At 68.5% G+C, this 14,341-nt stretch carries 12 protein-coding genes; 2 read left to right on the top strand and 10 right to left on the bottom strand.

All coding sequences use genetic code 11. The features are described 5' to 3' along the window. Positions 1 to 50: 50 nt before the first annotated feature. The 7 genes from KU887_RS31015 to KU887_RS30985 all read right to left on the bottom strand — a co-directional run bounded on the left by KU887_RS31015 (position 51) and on the right by KU887_RS30985 (position 7,515). Positions 51 to 1,553, bottom strand: coding sequence for a M81 family metallopeptidase (locus KU887_RS31015; RefSeq protein WP_080322379.1), 1,503 nt, complete (start codon positions 1,551 to 1,553; stop codon positions 51 to 53). Further along, entirely contained in the window at positions 1,550 to 2,839 is a 1,290-nt protein-coding gene (locus KU887_RS31010) for a Zn-dependent hydrolase (RefSeq protein WP_034204094.1), read from the bottom strand. The genes KU887_RS31015 and KU887_RS31010 overlap by 4 nt, the downstream gene beginning before the upstream one ends. Positions 2,840 to 2,873: 34 nt before the next feature. After that, the gene (locus KU887_RS31005; RefSeq protein WP_006485194.1) at positions 2,874 to 3,575 is read right to left on the bottom strand and encodes an ABC transporter ATP-binding protein; all 702 of its coding nucleotides are present in this window, start codon (positions 3,573 to 3,575) and stop codon (positions 2,874 to 2,876) included. Next, a complete protein-coding gene (locus tag KU887_RS31000; RefSeq protein ID WP_006485184.1) occupies positions 3,572 to 4,339 on the bottom strand; it encodes an ABC transporter ATP-binding protein in 768 nt (255 codons plus the stop codon). The genes KU887_RS31005 and KU887_RS31000 overlap by 4 nt, the downstream gene beginning before the upstream one ends. After that, positions 4,336 to 5,379, bottom strand: a complete 1,044-nt coding sequence (locus tag KU887_RS30995; protein WP_058903831.1) for a branched-chain amino acid ABC transporter permease — start codon at positions 5,377 to 5,379, stop codon at positions 4,336 to 4,338. The genes KU887_RS31000 and KU887_RS30995 overlap by 4 nt, the downstream gene beginning before the upstream one ends. After that, a complete protein-coding gene (locus KU887_RS30990) occupies positions 5,376 to 6,236 on the bottom strand; it encodes a branched-chain amino acid ABC transporter permease (RefSeq protein WP_006497936.1) in 861 nt (286 codons plus the stop codon). The genes KU887_RS30995 and KU887_RS30990 overlap by 4 nt, the downstream gene beginning before the upstream one ends. Positions 6,237 to 6,306: 70 nt before the next feature. Then, positions 6,307 to 7,515 (bottom strand): ABC transporter substrate-binding protein, encoded by a 1,209-nt coding sequence (locus KU887_RS30985; protein WP_258258700.1) that lies wholly within the window; start codon positions 7,513 to 7,515, stop codon positions 6,307 to 6,309. A gap of 229 nt (positions 7,516 to 7,744) precedes the next feature. Here KU887_RS30985 and KU887_RS30980 point away from each other — a divergent pair, with 229 nt between their 5' ends. Further along, positions 7,745 to 8,602 carry a FadR/GntR family transcriptional regulator gene (locus tag KU887_RS30980; RefSeq protein WP_006497935.1) on the top strand — a complete coding sequence of 286 codons (858 nt, stop codon included), beginning with the start codon at positions 7,745 to 7,747 and terminating at the stop codon, positions 8,600 to 8,602. Between the two features lie 78 nt (positions 8,603 to 8,680). On the opposite strand, the gene KU887_RS30975 is transcribed toward KU887_RS30980, so the two are convergent. Genes KU887_RS30975 through KU887_RS30965 form a run of 3 tightly spaced genes read right to left on the bottom strand, consistent with a single transcriptional unit; the run spans position 8,681 to position 12,945 of the window. Then, a complete protein-coding gene (locus tag KU887_RS30975; protein ID WP_034203917.1) occupies positions 8,681 to 10,120 on the bottom strand; it encodes an aldehyde dehydrogenase family protein in 1,440 nt (479 codons plus the stop codon). 30 nt (positions 10,121 to 10,150) lie between these two features. Next, positions 10,151 to 11,548: an aspartate aminotransferase family protein gene (locus tag KU887_RS30970; protein WP_258258699.1), complete on the bottom strand. Its 1,398-nt coding sequence runs from the start codon at positions 11,546 to 11,548 to the stop codon at positions 10,151 to 10,153. Positions 11,549 to 11,598: 50 nt separating this feature from the next. Further along, positions 11,599 to 12,945 carry an APC family permease gene (locus KU887_RS30965; RefSeq protein WP_375167913.1) on the bottom strand — a complete coding sequence of 449 codons (1,347 nt, stop codon included), beginning with the start codon at positions 12,943 to 12,945 and terminating at the stop codon, positions 11,599 to 11,601. Positions 12,946 to 13,238: 293 nt separating this feature from the next. On the opposite strand from KU887_RS30965, the gene KU887_RS30960 reads away from it, so the two are divergent. Beyond that, the gene (locus tag KU887_RS30960) at positions 13,239 to 14,333 is read left to right on the top strand and encodes an AraC family transcriptional regulator (protein WP_006484842.1); all 1,095 of its coding nucleotides are present in this window, start codon (positions 13,239 to 13,241) and stop codon (positions 14,331 to 14,333) included. Positions 14,334 to 14,341 lie beyond the last annotated feature (8 nt).

Here is a 14,341-nt window from a genome sequence, read left to right as displayed (position 1 = left end):
TGATGCCCGAAAGCGGGCCGACCCGGCGTCTCGCGCCCGGTCCGGTTCCGTCAATCCGTGCGTCGCGTCCCCGATGACCACTCGACGACGTCGTCGAGCGGATACACCGGCCGCGCGAGCCGCGCGTAGCGAAACAGCCCGAAGTCCGAGCCCGTCACGCCGCGGCTGTCGCATTCGACCAGCGCGGACGAAATCGGCACGAACACCGGCCGGCAATACATCCGCGACTTCAGCAGCAGGAAGCGCGCGCGCCGCGGATCGACACCCACGCTCTCGAACACGCCGAGATCCCACGGCTCCTGCGTGCGCTCGGTGACGACGAGCGTGGCCGTGCCGATGTCGAGCACCGCCGCGCGGCCCATGTACGCACGCTGCCCGGTGTACGTCGGCCCCGTGATCACGTACTCGCCGTCGGTGATCGCGCGCACGATGCCCGTCGCGCGGAACGGTTCGCGCCGCACGCCGCCGTGCGACGGCAGACGGTTGCCGACCGGCACCGTGACGGTAGCGCCGACGCCCGCGTCGATCAGCGCCGCGACGGCTTCGGGGTCGCACAACGGCCCGCTGACGATCCCGTCGAGCCCGTGCGCGAGCGCGGCTTCGAGCAGGTCCATCGTGTCGCACGGGCCGCCCGACATGCAGTTGTCGCCGTGATCGAGCATCAGCACCGGGCGGTCCGCACCGTCGGCGAGCGCCGCGGCCTGCGCGACCGATTCGGTGAGCGGCGCGCTGCGATAGACGAATTCGTCGCGCGCATCCCAGATCTGCCGCGCGATGCGTTCGGCGACGGCGTCGGCCGCGGCGCGGTCGCCGTCGGCTACCACGACCACGCTGATGCACGGCGCGGGAATATCCGCGAGCGAGAAACCGGGCAGCACCGAGACCGCGAGCATGCCGTCCGCCTCGGCCGCGCATGCGGCTTCCACCGCGCGCCGCATCGCGCCTTCGGCGCTCGCGCTGCGCAGCGTCGACGTCATCAGCGGCGGCTGCCGCCACGCGAGCACGGGCCGCGCGCGGCCGTGCAGTCGGTCCAGCAGCAGCCGCGCCGCATGCTCGCCGGTCTCGTACATGTCGACGTGCGGATACGTCTTGAAACTGACGATCACGTCCGCGTTGTCGATCATCTTCTGCGTGACGTTCGCATGCAGGTCGAGCGCGACCGCGATCGGCGCAGCCGGCAGCGCCGCACGCACCCGCGCGAGCAGGTCGCCCTCGCCGTCCGCGCTCTGCTCGGCGACCATCGCGCCGTGCAGGTCGAGCATCACCGCGTCGCAGCCCGGCGCGGCGGCGACGATCGCATCGCAGATCGCCGCATACGCGTCGGCCGCGACCGGCCCGCTCGGGTTCGCGGCGGCCGACACCGGCGTCACGATATCGGCGCCTTCGCGCTCGGCCGCGTCGATGAACGCGGCCATCGCGGTGCGCATCCCGCGATTCGCGCGATACGCATCGTCGCCCCAGTCGGGGCCGTTACGGCCGAACGCGGCGAGCGGCGTCGGCACCGGCGAGAACGTATTGGTCTCGTGGTTCATCCGGGCGATCAGGATCTTCATCGTGCACGGCCCTCCGCAATCCCGGCCGCGCCGAGCATCGCATGCAGCAGCACGTTGCAGCCGGCTTCCAGATGTGCCGGATCGGCGTCCTCGATCTCGTTGTGGCTGATCCCGTCCTTGCACGGCACGAAGATCATCGCGGTCGGCGCCACGCGCGCGAGATACACCGCATCGTGGCCCGCGCCGCTGATCACGTTCATCGAGGACAGCCCGAGCGCGCGCGCGCCGGCGCGGACCTGCTCGACCAGCGCCGGATCGAACGGCTGCGGCGGAAAATACACGACCGGCTCGATGTCGATCCGCATCCCGGCCGCCGCGCCCAGGTCGGCGCATGCCGCGCGCAGTTGCGCGTCCATCGCCGTCAGCGTCGCGTCGTCGGCCGCGCGCAGGTCGACGGTCAGCGTCACGCGGCCGGGAATCACGTTGCGCGAATTCGGGTGCACGTCGACCCAGCCGACCGTGCCGCGTCCGTGCGGCGGATGCGCGCGCGCGATGCCGTTCACCGCGCGCACGAGATCGGCCGCGACCAGCAGCGCATCGCGGCGCAGTTCCATCGGCGTGGGGCCGGCATGCGCCTCCATCCCGTGCACGGTCACGTCGTACCAGCGTTGTCCGAGCGCGCCCTCGACCACGCCGATCGTCGTGTCGTGCGCCTCCAGCACCGGCCCCTGCTCGATATGCGCTTCGAAATACGCGCCGACGGGATGCGCGCCGCGCTCGTCGTCCGCACTGCCCGCGTACCCGATCGCGGCCAGCGCATCGCGCACCGACACGCCGTCGCGATCGCATTGCGCGAGCGCATGGTCGAGCGTGAACGCGCCCGCGAATACGCCGGAGCCCATCATCACCGGGACGAAGCGCGACCCTTCTTCGTTGGTCCAGACGGCCACCTCGAGCGGCGCGCGCGTGCGCACCCCGGCGGCGTCGAGCGTACGCAGCACCTCGAGGCCGGCCAGCACGCCGTAGTTGCCGTCGAACTTGCCGCCGGTCGGCTGCGTGTCGATATGGCTGCCCGTCGCCACGGGCGGCAGGTCGTCCCGCTCGCCCGCGCGCCGCGCGAAGATATTGCCGATCGCATCGACGCGCACCGTGCAACCGATGTCCTTCGCCCACGCGACGAACAGGTCGCGCGCCTGGCGATCGAGGTCCGTGAGCGCGAGGCGGCACACGCCGCCCTTGTCGGTCGCGCCGATCCGCGCGAGCCGCATCAGGCTGTCCCACAGCCGCGCGCCATCGACGCGCAAGCCGGACGCCGCGACGCCCGGAGTCACATCCTGTACTTGCATCGTTGCCATTCCTCGCATTGAAAGGGCCCGGCGCTCATGCGACACCGACGCCCAGGTAGCGGTCCTTCACGTCATGGTCGGCCGCGAACGCCGCGTTGCTGCCTTCGTAGACGATCACGCCCTGTTCGATCACGAAGTGGCGATCCGCGAGCTGCGTGCACACTTCGAGGTTCTGTTCGACGAGCAGGATCGCGACACCGGCCGCCTTGATCTGCTTCAACTGCGCGACGATCTCCTCGACGATCACCGGCGCAAGCCCCTCGACCGGTTCGTCGAGCATCAGCAGCCGCGGATGATTCATCAGCGCGCGGCCGATCGCGAGCATCTGCTGCTCGCCGCCGGACAACTGCGCGCCGCCGTTGCGGCGACGCTCCTTCAGCCGCGGAAAGATCCGGTAGATGTCGTCGAGCTGCCACGGCGAATCGCGACGCGCGCCGAGCCGCAGGTTTTCCTCGACCGACAGCAGCCGGAAAATCCCGCGATGCTCGGGCACGAAGCACAGGCCGCGCGCGGCGATCCGGTGCGCCGGCTGCCCGGACACCGGCCGGCCCGCGAACGTCACCGTGCCGCCGGTCGGCGCGACGACGCCGGCGATCGTCTTGAGCGTCGTCGACTTGCCCGCGCCGTTGCGGCCGAGCAGCGTCACCGTCTCGCCTTCGTTCACGTTCAGCGAAATGCCCTGCAGCACGTGGCTCTTGCCGTAGCACGCGTGCACCTCCTTCACGTCGAGCATCATGCGCGGCCTCCGGTGATCATGTTGCCGAGATACGCACTGCGCACGCGCGCGTCGCCGCGAATCGCATCGGGTCGGCCTTCGACCAGCACGCGTCCCTGCTGCATCACCGTGATCGTGTCCGAGATGTCCATCACGATGCCCATGTTGTGTTCGATCAGCACGACCGTGTAGTCGTCGCGCAGGCCGCGGATCAGCGCCTTCATGTCGTCGAGATCGTCGATGCCCATGCCCGACGTCGGCTCGTCGAGAAAGATCGCGCGCGGCCGCGCCGCCAGCGCCATGCCGACCTCGAGCCGGCGCTGCTGCCCATGCGACAGCACGCCGGACGCCGTGTCGGCGAAGCGCTGCAGGCCGAGCCGCTCGAGTACGTCGTCGATGATGCCGTCGTGCGCGAGCGCCCCGCGCGGCGGCGTCCACGGATTGAGCGCCCGCCGCGATTCGACGCCCTGCGCGGCGACGCGCAGGTTTTCGCGCACGCTCAGGTTCGGAAACAGGCTCGTCACCTGGAACGAGCGGGCGATGCCGCGCCGCACGCGCTTGTGATCGGGTTCGTGCGACACGTCGTGCCCGTCGAACAGGATCGAGCCCGACGTGATCGGCAGCGTGCCGGTCAGCGTATGGAACAGCGTCGTCTTGCCCGCGCCGTTCGGGCCGATCACCGAATGCACGGTGCGCGGCATGATGCGCAGATCGACGCCGCCCAGCGCGGTGAACTTGCCGTAGCGCTTGACGATGCCGCGCGCTTCGAGAATCGCTTCGCTCATTGCCGCTCCTTGACCGTGACCGCCGTGCGATCGCCACGCCGCAGCGACGCCACGACGCGTTCGCCCAGCCCCCACAACCCGCGCTGCATGAACAGGCTGACCGCGATCAGCACGAGGCCGAGCAGCAGCAGCCAGCGCGGCCACAGCGTCGACAGCCAGTCCGCGAACAGCACGTAGAACGCCGCGCCGAGCACCGACGCGAACAGGTTGCCCGTGCCGCCGATCACCGTCATCACGAGGATCATCTCGCTCGTGTGATAGTCGATGTTCGACAGCGGCGCGATGCCCGTCATCAGCGCGTGCAGCGCGCCCGCGAGGCCCGTGACCGCGCCCGAGATCACGAACGCCGCGAGCTTGAAGCGCTTCACGTCGTAGCCGGCCGCCGCCGCGCGCGCCTCGTTGTCGCGAATCGCGAGCAGCGTCCGGCCGAATACCGAGCGCGACACGCGCAGCAGCAGCCAGAACACCGCGACGAACAGCACCGCGACGAAGCCGTAGTAGCGCCACGGTGAATCGAGCGACACGAGCGGATGGCCGAACGCGGACAGCGCCGGACGCGGGATGTCGAGCAACCCGTTGTCGCCGCCCGTCACATCCGGCGTCGTATACGCGAGGAAGTAGAACAGTTGCCCGAACGCGAGCGTCAGCATCACGAAGTACGTACCGCGCTGCCGGATCGAGAACCAGCCGACGAGTGCGGCCGCGATCGCGCCGAGCACCGCGGCCGCGACCAGCGCGGCCGTCACGGACGCGACGCCGCGCGTCAGCACCAGCCCCGCCGTGTAACTGCCGAGCCCGAAGAAGATGCCCTGCCCGAACGAAAGCAGCCCCGTGTAGCCGAGCAGCAGGTTGCAGCCGAGCGCGGCGAGCGCGAACACCAGCACTTCGGTCGCGAGCGAGCCCGAACTCAACACGAGCGGCAACACGCACGCGGCCACCACCGCGAGCCAGCCTTCCGGCCGCTGCAGCGCTCCGCGCCACGGCCGCGGGCGTTGCGACGCCGCCGCGCCCGGCGGCAGCGGTTTCGACGATTCGATCATGCGGCCCTCCCCAGCAAACCGTTCGGACGCAGCAGCAGCACGGCCGCCATCGCGACATAGATCATCAGCCGCGCGCCTTCCGGCCACAGCGTGCTCATCAGGCTCTGCACGATGCCGACCAGCAGCCCGCCGACGAGCGCGCCGAGAAAATTCCCCATTCCGCCGACGACCACCACGACGAATGCAACGCCGAGCGCCTCGATCCCCATGAACGGATCGACGCCGCGGATCGGCGCGGCGAGCACGCCGGCCAGCGCGGCCGTCGCCGCGCCGAGCGCGAACACGAGGCTGAACACGCGCGTCACGTTGATGCCGAGCAGCGACACCATCTCCGTCGACTCGCTGCCCGCGCGCACCGTACTGCCGAGCCGCGTGCCGTCGAGCACCCACCACAGCAGCGCGGCGAGCACGGCCGTGAACCCGATCACGAACAGCCGGTACTTCGGATAGACGAAGCCGCCCCAGATCACGACGCCGTTCAGTGCGTCGGGCGGCGGCACGTTGTCACCGAGCGGCCCCCACGCGAGGATCGCGCACTCCTGCAGCACGAGCGCGAGCCCCACCGTCGCGAGGATGTGGAATTCGTGCTGCTGCGCGTACACGTGGCGCAGCACGAGTTTTTCGACGCCCCACGCGAACGCGCCGACCACGAGCGGCACGATCGCGAGCGCGACCCAGAAATTCGCCGACCATTGCAGCGCCTGGTAGCAGAGATACGCCCCGAGCAGGTAGAACGCGCCGTGAGCGAAATTCACGAAGCGCAGCAGGCCGAACACGATCGACAGGCCGACGGCGAGCAGGAAATACAGCATGCCCACGCCGATGCCGTTGACGATCTGCAGCAGATAGACGTTCATGGCTTCCGTGTCGGAAAGGAAGGTAACGGACGCCCGCGGCGCGCGATGCGCCGCGAACGCATGCACGGCGTCAAGCGAGCTTGCAGCCCGTCTTGTCGAGCGGCAGGAACGACTGGCCCGAGCTGACGATGTCCGCATAGTCGTCCGCGTTCTTCATCCGGGCCTTCGGCTTGCCTTTCAGCAGGTAGTAGTTCTTCAGCACCTGGTGGTCGCCCTTGCGGATTTCCTCCGGCCCCGTGAGGCCGTCGTACTTCATCCCTTCCATCGCGGCGACGACCCTCTTCGGATCGGCGCTGCCGGCCTTCACCATCGCGTCGATCAGGATCTTCGAGCAGATGTACGAACCCGCGAGGCTGTAGTTCGGGTTCGCCTTGAACGCGGCGTTCGCGCGCTTCACCAGATCGCGGTTCAGCGGCGAATCGATGCCGTGCCAGTACTGCGCGCCGAAATACACGCCGTCGCAGATGTCCGGCCCGAGCGCCTCGAACTGTTCGAGGCCCGACGCCCACGCGAGCAGGATCGTGCAGTTGCGCTTCATCCCGAAGCTGACGGCCTGGCGCAGCGTGTCCGACGATTGCGAGCCGAAGTTCAGGATCAGCAGCACGTCGGGCTGCGCGGCGGCCGCGTTCGTCAGGTAGCCGCTGAACTCCTTCTCGGCGAGCGAGTGGTAGCTGTTGCCGACGTGCTCGATGCCCTTTTCCTTGAAGATCGCCTTCGCGGCCGACAGCAGCCCGTCGCCGAACACGTATTGCGGCGTGATCGTGTACCAGCGCTTCGCCTTCGGCAGCATCTGGATCAACGGGCGCACCGTCTGCTCGATCGCGCCGAAGGTCGGCACCGACCAGCGGAAGGTCGCCGCGTTGCAATCCTTGCCGGTGATCTCGTCCGCGCCGGCCGTCGTGATGAACACGCCGCCCGCCTTCTGGACTTCCTTGCCCATCGCCAGCGATTCGGACGACAGGATGCCGCCCGCGAAGAATCGCACGCCCTTCTGCTGCGCGATCTCCTGCACGCGCCGCACGGCGGTCGCGGGCTTGCCCTCGGTATCGAGCGCCGTATAGGCGAGCGGCGCGCCGAGCACCTTGCCGTATTGCTTGACGACCAGTTGCATGCCGAGATCGGCGTACTTGCCGTTGGCGGCGAACGGGCCGGACATCGGCACCGGGCAGGCGAGCTGGATGGGCGAGCCCTGCGCGAACGCGACACGGGACGACATGCTGCCGAGCGCGCCCGGCACGGCCGACAGCGCGGCCAGTTTCAACAGTTCTCGGCGATTCAAGTTGACGCTCCTCATGATGGGGGACACACGCGATACGACCGACTGCCAAACCGTGCCCACGCCACTCCTGGATGCGCGCCGCCGGTTCATTCTATTTATCATGATAAATAGAATGAACCTGATGCTAGAGTTGATCAAAATTGGTGTCAATCAGGCAAAATTCCGTACCCGCGCCGGGACCGATCGTCGACGATGACGCGGCGCGCGGTCAGACAAAGGAGTCGTGAAGATGGTCATGGACCGAGCCAGGGCGGGCCTCGCGGTCGAAATCAAGCAGCCGAAGCGGGCCGACCTCGTCGCCGAGGAGATCAAGCGGCTGATCACCGAGAAGGACCTGAAGCCGGGCGACCGCCTGCCGCGCGAAGCCGAGCTGCAGCAGCTCTATGCGGTGAGCAAGAGCACGATCCGGGAAGCGCTGAAGTCGCTCGAGGTGCAGGGGCTCATCAAGGTCACCACGGGGCCGTCGGGCGGCGGGATGGTCGTCGAGGTGCCGCTCGACCGCACGCTTCAGTTGTTGCAGAACTACCTGTTCTTCAAGGACGTGACGATCGACGACATCTATACGGTGCGCAAGCTGCTCGAACCCGAGCTGGCCGCCGGCGCCGTGCCGCACCTGACGGAGCGCGACTTCGCGGCGCTGGAAGCGAACATCGCGTGCTGCGACGGCGCGTCGGGCGTGCACGATCGCGGCCACATGCTGCGTCAGCGGCAGGAGGACACGACGTTCCACGATATCCTCGCGGCCGCGAATCCGAATCCGTTCCTGCGCTTCAGTTGCGAACTGATCAACGAGATGATCCGGCAGTTGATCGAGTTCCGGAACGATACGCCGCTCGTCGAGCACAAGCGCTTCGGCGAAGCGAACGTGTCGATTCACAAGGCGATCCTGCAGGCCGCGCGCGAGCGCGACGCCGAGCGCGTCCGGGCGCTGATGGTCGAGCACATGACCGAGGCGCCCAAGCATGTGAAGCGGATGAAAGGGAAGCTGCGCGGGCGGTTGATCCTCGATTCCGAGATTCGCCGGCGGGCCGCCGCCGCGCCGGTTGCGGGACCCGATGCGGCCGAGGCGGACGCGGAAGAGCGCTGAGCGGCGGCACCGGCGGCGTGGCGTCGGGGCCGGCCGCTGCGCGGCGGCCCCGCGGACTTCCTCCGCGCGCTCAGGCCATCATCGCGCGTCGCCTTCCGTGTACCCGGTCGTGCCCTTCGTTTCCAGATACTCGACGAGGCCGAACTCCGCGTACTCGCGCCCGTTCCCCGAGCGCTTGTAGCCGCCGAACGGCGCGGCCGGGTTCCATGCCGGGTAGTTGATGTGGACGTTGCCGACGCGCAACCGCGCGGCGATCCGGCGCGCGCGCTCGAGATCCTTCGACTGCACGTATGCCGCGAGCCCGTAGACCGAATCGTTCGCGAGCGCGACGGCCTCGTCCTCGGTCCGGTAGGTCATGATCGACAGCACCGGTCCGAAGATTTCCTCCGTGGCGATCGTCATGCCCGGCGTGACGTTCGAAAACACCGTCGGCCGCACGTAGAACCCGTCCGCGAGCCCCTCCGGCCGGCCGGGGCCGCCCGCGACGAGCGTCGCGCCCTCTTCGATCCCGAGCCGGATGAAGTGCTGGATGCGCTCGAACTGCGTGCGGCTGACCACCGGCCCGATGCCGGTTTCCGTCGAACGCGGATCGCCGACGACGGTGCGTTCCGCTTCCCGGCGCGCCGCCTGCTCGGCCCGCGCCAGATGATCGACGTGCACCAGCATGCGCGTCGGCGCGTTGCACGACTGGCCGCTGTTGCTGAAGCAGCTGCGCGCGCCGCGCGTGACGGCATCCTCGATGTCGGCATCGGGCAGGATCAGGTTCGGGCTCTTGCTGCCGAGCTCCTGGTGCACGCGCTTCACGGTATCGGCCGCCGCCTTCGCGACCTCGACGCCCGCGCGCGTCGAGCCCGTGAACGACACCATGTCGACGTCCGGATGCCGCGACAGCGCGTCGCCCACTTCCTGTCCGTAGCCGTGCACGAGGTTGAACACGCCGGCCGGCACACCGGCTTCGTGCAGGATCTCCGCAAACAGGATCGCGCTGAACGGCGCGATCTCGCTCGGCTTGAGCACCATCGTGCAGCCGGCCGCGAGCGCCGGCGCGACCTTGCACACGATCTGGTTGATCGGCCAGTTCCACGGCGTGATCAGCGCGCACACGCCGATCGGCTCGTGCGACACCAGCAGCGAGCCGGTCTGCGTGCTGAAGCGGAACGACTGCAGCGCGCGGATCGTCTGTTCGAGATGCGCGGTGCCGACCGCCGCCTGCATCGCCCGCGCGAACGCGATCGGCGCGCCCATCTCCTGGCTGATCGTCTGCGCGACTTCTTCGTAGCGGCGCTGGTAGATCTCGAGGACGCGCTTCAGCAACGCGACGCGCTCGTCCACCGACCAGCGCGAATACGTGTCGAACGCGTGCTTCGCCGCGCCGACCGCACGGTCGACCTCGGCCGCGTCGCCGATCGCGAGCCGTGCATACGGCCGCGCGGTGGCCGGATCGATCACGTCGATCGATCGCGCCTCGGCCGGATCGCGCCACTGGCCGTCGATATAGGACTGCTGTGAGGTTCGCATCGAATGCTCCTGGAATGACGGATGCCGCGCTCAGCGCGTCGCCCGCGCGTAGGTCTCGACGAGGATGTCGCGGATCTGCGCGACGAACCATGCGATCTCGTCGCGCAACATCACCAGCGGCGGCGAAAACTGCACGATCGGCGTGCCTTCGTGATCCACGCCCGCGCGGCACAGCAGCCCCGCGTCGAAGATCGCCGGCGCGAGCAGCGTCGACACGAACGCCTGCGCGCTGATGCCGGCCGCCCAGCGGCGCGCGACCTTGTCGGTCACGAGTTCGAGCGAATAGTGATAGCCGTCGCCGCGCACGTCGCCGACGCACGGCAGTTCGAGCAGCCCGTCGAGCGTCCGGCGAAACACCGCTTCGTTGTCGCGAACGTTCGCGAGCACCCCTTCGCGCTCCATGATCGCGAGGTTCGCGAGCGCGGCCGTGCACGCGACCGGATGGCCGCCGTAGGTCGCGCCGTGCAGGAACATCTGCTGCGGCCCGTCGAGCACCGTGTCGACGACCGCGTCGCTCGCGATCACGCCGCCGAGCGGCACGTAGCCCGACGCGATGCCCTTCGCGAACGTGATGATGTCCGGCTTCAGCCCGTAGCGCGCCGACCCGAAATACTCGCCGAGCCGGCCGAACCCGCAGATCACCTCGTCGGCGACGAGCAGCACGCCGTGCCGGTCGCAGATGTCGCGCAGCCCGGCCGCGTAGCCGGCCGGCGGCGTCAGGCTGCCGCCCGCGTTCTGCAGCGGCTCGACGACGATCGCGGCGACCGTGTCCGGCCCCTCCTGCACGATCAGCGATTCGATTTCGTCGAGCAGATGGCGCGTGAACTGCGCCTCCGTCTCGCCCGCCGGGCGGCCGTAGCGTTTCGTGTTGCCCACGTGCCGCACGCCCGACATCAGCGGCTCGAAATGCTTGCGGAAGTTCGTCATCCCGTTCAGCGCGAGCGCGCCGAACGACGTGCCGTGATACGCGACGCGCCGCGCGATGAACTTGCGCCGCTGCGGCTCGCCGCGCGACTGGTGATACTGGCGCACCAGCTTGATCGCCGATTCGTTCGACTCCGAGCCGCTCGACGTGAAGAACACGCGGTTCAGGCCCTCGGGCGCGAGCGCCGCGAGCCGGTGCGCGAGCCGGATCGCCGGTTCGTGCCCGTAGCCCCAGTTGGTCGCGAATGGCAGCCGCACCATCTGCTCGCGAATCGCATCGCCGATCTCCGCGCCGTGGCTGTAGCCGACCTGCACGCAGTACAGCCCGGCCAGCCCGTCGAAATAGCGCTTGCCGCTGCGGTCGACGAGCCAGCAGCCTTCGCCGCGGTCGAACACGGTCAGCGCGTTCTCGCGGTATGCATCGGCATGCGTGAAGTGCATCAGCAGATGGCGCTTGCCGAGCGCCTGCAGGTCCGCATCGAGATTGACGTCAACAGCGTGCATGGATCACTCCTCCTTCAGGGTTTCAAAACCGGCATCGCGCAGCCGGTCCTTCAATTCATCGACAGCGTCGGCGCCGGCCGCGTGAAACCGCGCGTCAGCCAGACGAGCTGGCAGAGCCCGACCACGAGCCAGCCGATGCCGACGTAGAACGTCTGGCGCGACAGCCCCGACCAGAGCCACACGTTCATCGCGAAGCCGATCGCCGGCATCAGGCCGTATGCAATCCAGCCCGCTGCGTGGCGATGCTCGGGCCGGCTCAGATAGCTGCGCATCACGCACAGGTTCACGATCGCGAACGCGACGAGCGCGCCGAAACTGATCATCGTCGACGCGAGATCGAGCGTGATGAACAGCGCGGACAGCGACACGACGCCGACCGCGAGCGTCGCCCGCACCGGCGTATGCAACCGCGCATGCAGATGGCCGAACACGCATTCGGGCAGCACGCGGTCGCGGCCCATCGCGAACAGCACGCGCGTCACGCTCGCCTGGCCCGCCATCGCGCTCGCGAAGCAGCCGGCCACGTACACCGCGACGAAGAACGCCGACAGCGTGCGGCCGCCGACCCGCCGCATCAGTTCGAGGCTCGCCGAATCGAGATCCTTGAACGCATGCCAGTCGGGAAACACCACTTGACCGACATACGCGATCAGCATGAACAGCAGGCCGCTCGCGAGCGTGCAGAGCAGGATCGCGCGCGGCACCGTGCGCCGCGGCTCGCGCGTTTCCTCCGACAGCGTGGTGACCGCATCGAAGCCGAGGAACGACAGGCACAAAATCGCAGCGCCGGCGAAGATCGCGCGCGCATCGCCGGACGACGGCAACGCGATGGCCATCGACAGCCCTTCGCCCGCCGCGACGTGCGCCGACGCGATCACGAAGACCGCGATGAACACGAGCTGGCTCGCGATCAGGATCAGGTTCACGCGATTGACGAGCCGGATGCCGACGATGTTCAGCCCGGTGATCAGCGCGATGCTGCCGATGATCCACACGCTGGCCGGCACCGTCGGAAAAATCTGTTTCATGTAGATGCCGATCGCGAGATAGCTGATCATCGGAATGAACAGGTAATCCATCAGCAACGCCCAGCCGACCATGAAACCGGCCGACGTGCCGAAGTTGCGGCTCGCGAACGTGTAGGCCGAGCCGGCGCTCGGCATCAGCCGCGCCATGTGGCCGTAGCTGCGCGCGGTAAACAGCATCGCGATCAGCGTGACCGCGTACGCGGCCGTCAGATGCCCGTTCGTCTCGCTCGTGACGAGGCCGTAGGTCGTGAACACCGTCATCGGCAGCATGTACGCGAGGCCGAAGATCACCAGCGTCGAGAGTCCGAGCAGGTGCGGCTTGCGTGCGTCGGTGTCGCCGCGCGGCGCGTACGCCTCGAACTCGTGCATCGCGGCGGCTGATGCGGTTCGACCTGGCCTGTCGTTGTCCATGCTGTCCTCACGTGGGTGGCGTCCATGACTTCAACACGCGTGCGTCCGGCGCTGCCGGCGGGGCACGACTGGAAGAAAGTGTGGTGCGCCAAAAAATCGACGACGAATGAGAAAAGCGGACGTAATCGAGGGATATTTCCGGACACAGGGTCGGGCATGGTGCCCTGCCGCCCTGCATGCTGCTGTGCGGCACTGGCGTTTTGCGGACATTCCGGCTATGTTCTGTGCGACCCCGTCACCGCATCGGCACCATGGACAGCCGTTCCCAACGAAACCAGAGCCGGGCCGAACGCAGCCTGCGTTCGGCGCTCGGCCTCGCGCGTCCGGCCGGACGCCAGGAGGATATTCCCGCCACGGTTCACGCGATCGCTGTCGCGCTGGACGAGTGCCGCGTGCGGCGCATCGACGGCGCCGCACTGCTCGAAGGCACGGGGCTCGGCGCGGACGAAGTCGCATCGCCGAACCTGCACGTGAATCGCGGCCAGGAGCAACGTTGCTTTCGCAACCTGCTGCGCTGCAGCGGCGTGCCGTCGATCGGGCTGTCGATCGGCGCGCGGCTGCATGTGTCGACGCTGGGTCTCGCCGGCTACGCGATGCTGATCAGCGGCTCGGTGATGCAGGCGTTCCGCTGCATGGGCCAGTTTCCGCTGTTCATGGGGCTGTATTTCGACGTGCGTATCGACGCGCATGCCGGCGGCATGAGCGTGACCATCGGCCGCTACAACGGCGAGCCCGATCTCGAGGTGTTCCAGGCCGACATGTGCCTGTCGAGCCTGCGCCTGATCGTGTCCGACCTCGTCGGCAAGCCGGTGTGGCCCGAGCAGGTGCAGCTCGCGCGCCGCACGCCGCGCAACGCGGCCGACTACGCGCGCCACTTCGGCTGCCCGGTCGTCTTCAATGCGGCCGACAACCGGCTCGTGTTCACGTCGGTGAACGGCACGGAAGCGCCGCGCCTCGCGAACGAAGTCAGCTTCAATGCGCTGCACGGCCAGTGCGAGGTGCTCGAACGGCAGTGGGCCGCGTCGGTCGGCACGCGCTTCGCCGATCGCGCGAAGGAATTGATGGCGCGCGACCTCGTGCGGTTCAAGTCGATGACGGCGCTCGCCGGCGCGCTGCACCTGACCGAACGCACGCTGCGCCGGCGGCTCGACAAGGACGGCATCACGTTCCAGTCGTTGCTCGACGACGTGCGTCGCGACGAAGCCGTGCGGTTGCTCGACGATCATGCGTTGAGCGTCGCCGCGATCGCCGAGCGGCTCGGTTACAGCGAACCGCGCAGCTTCCGTCACGCGTACCGGCGCTGGACCGGCAAGACGCCGCGCTCGGCGTCGGACACCGACGCGTGACGCGGATG

This window comes from Burkholderia sp. EMB26 (genome assembly GCF_024730645.1).
GTDB lineage: Bacteria > Pseudomonadota > Gammaproteobacteria > Burkholderiales > Burkholderiaceae > Burkholderia > Burkholderia cenocepacia.
Note: the sequence above shows the minus strand (reverse complement) of the source record. Positions and strands in the feature narration are given on the sequence as shown.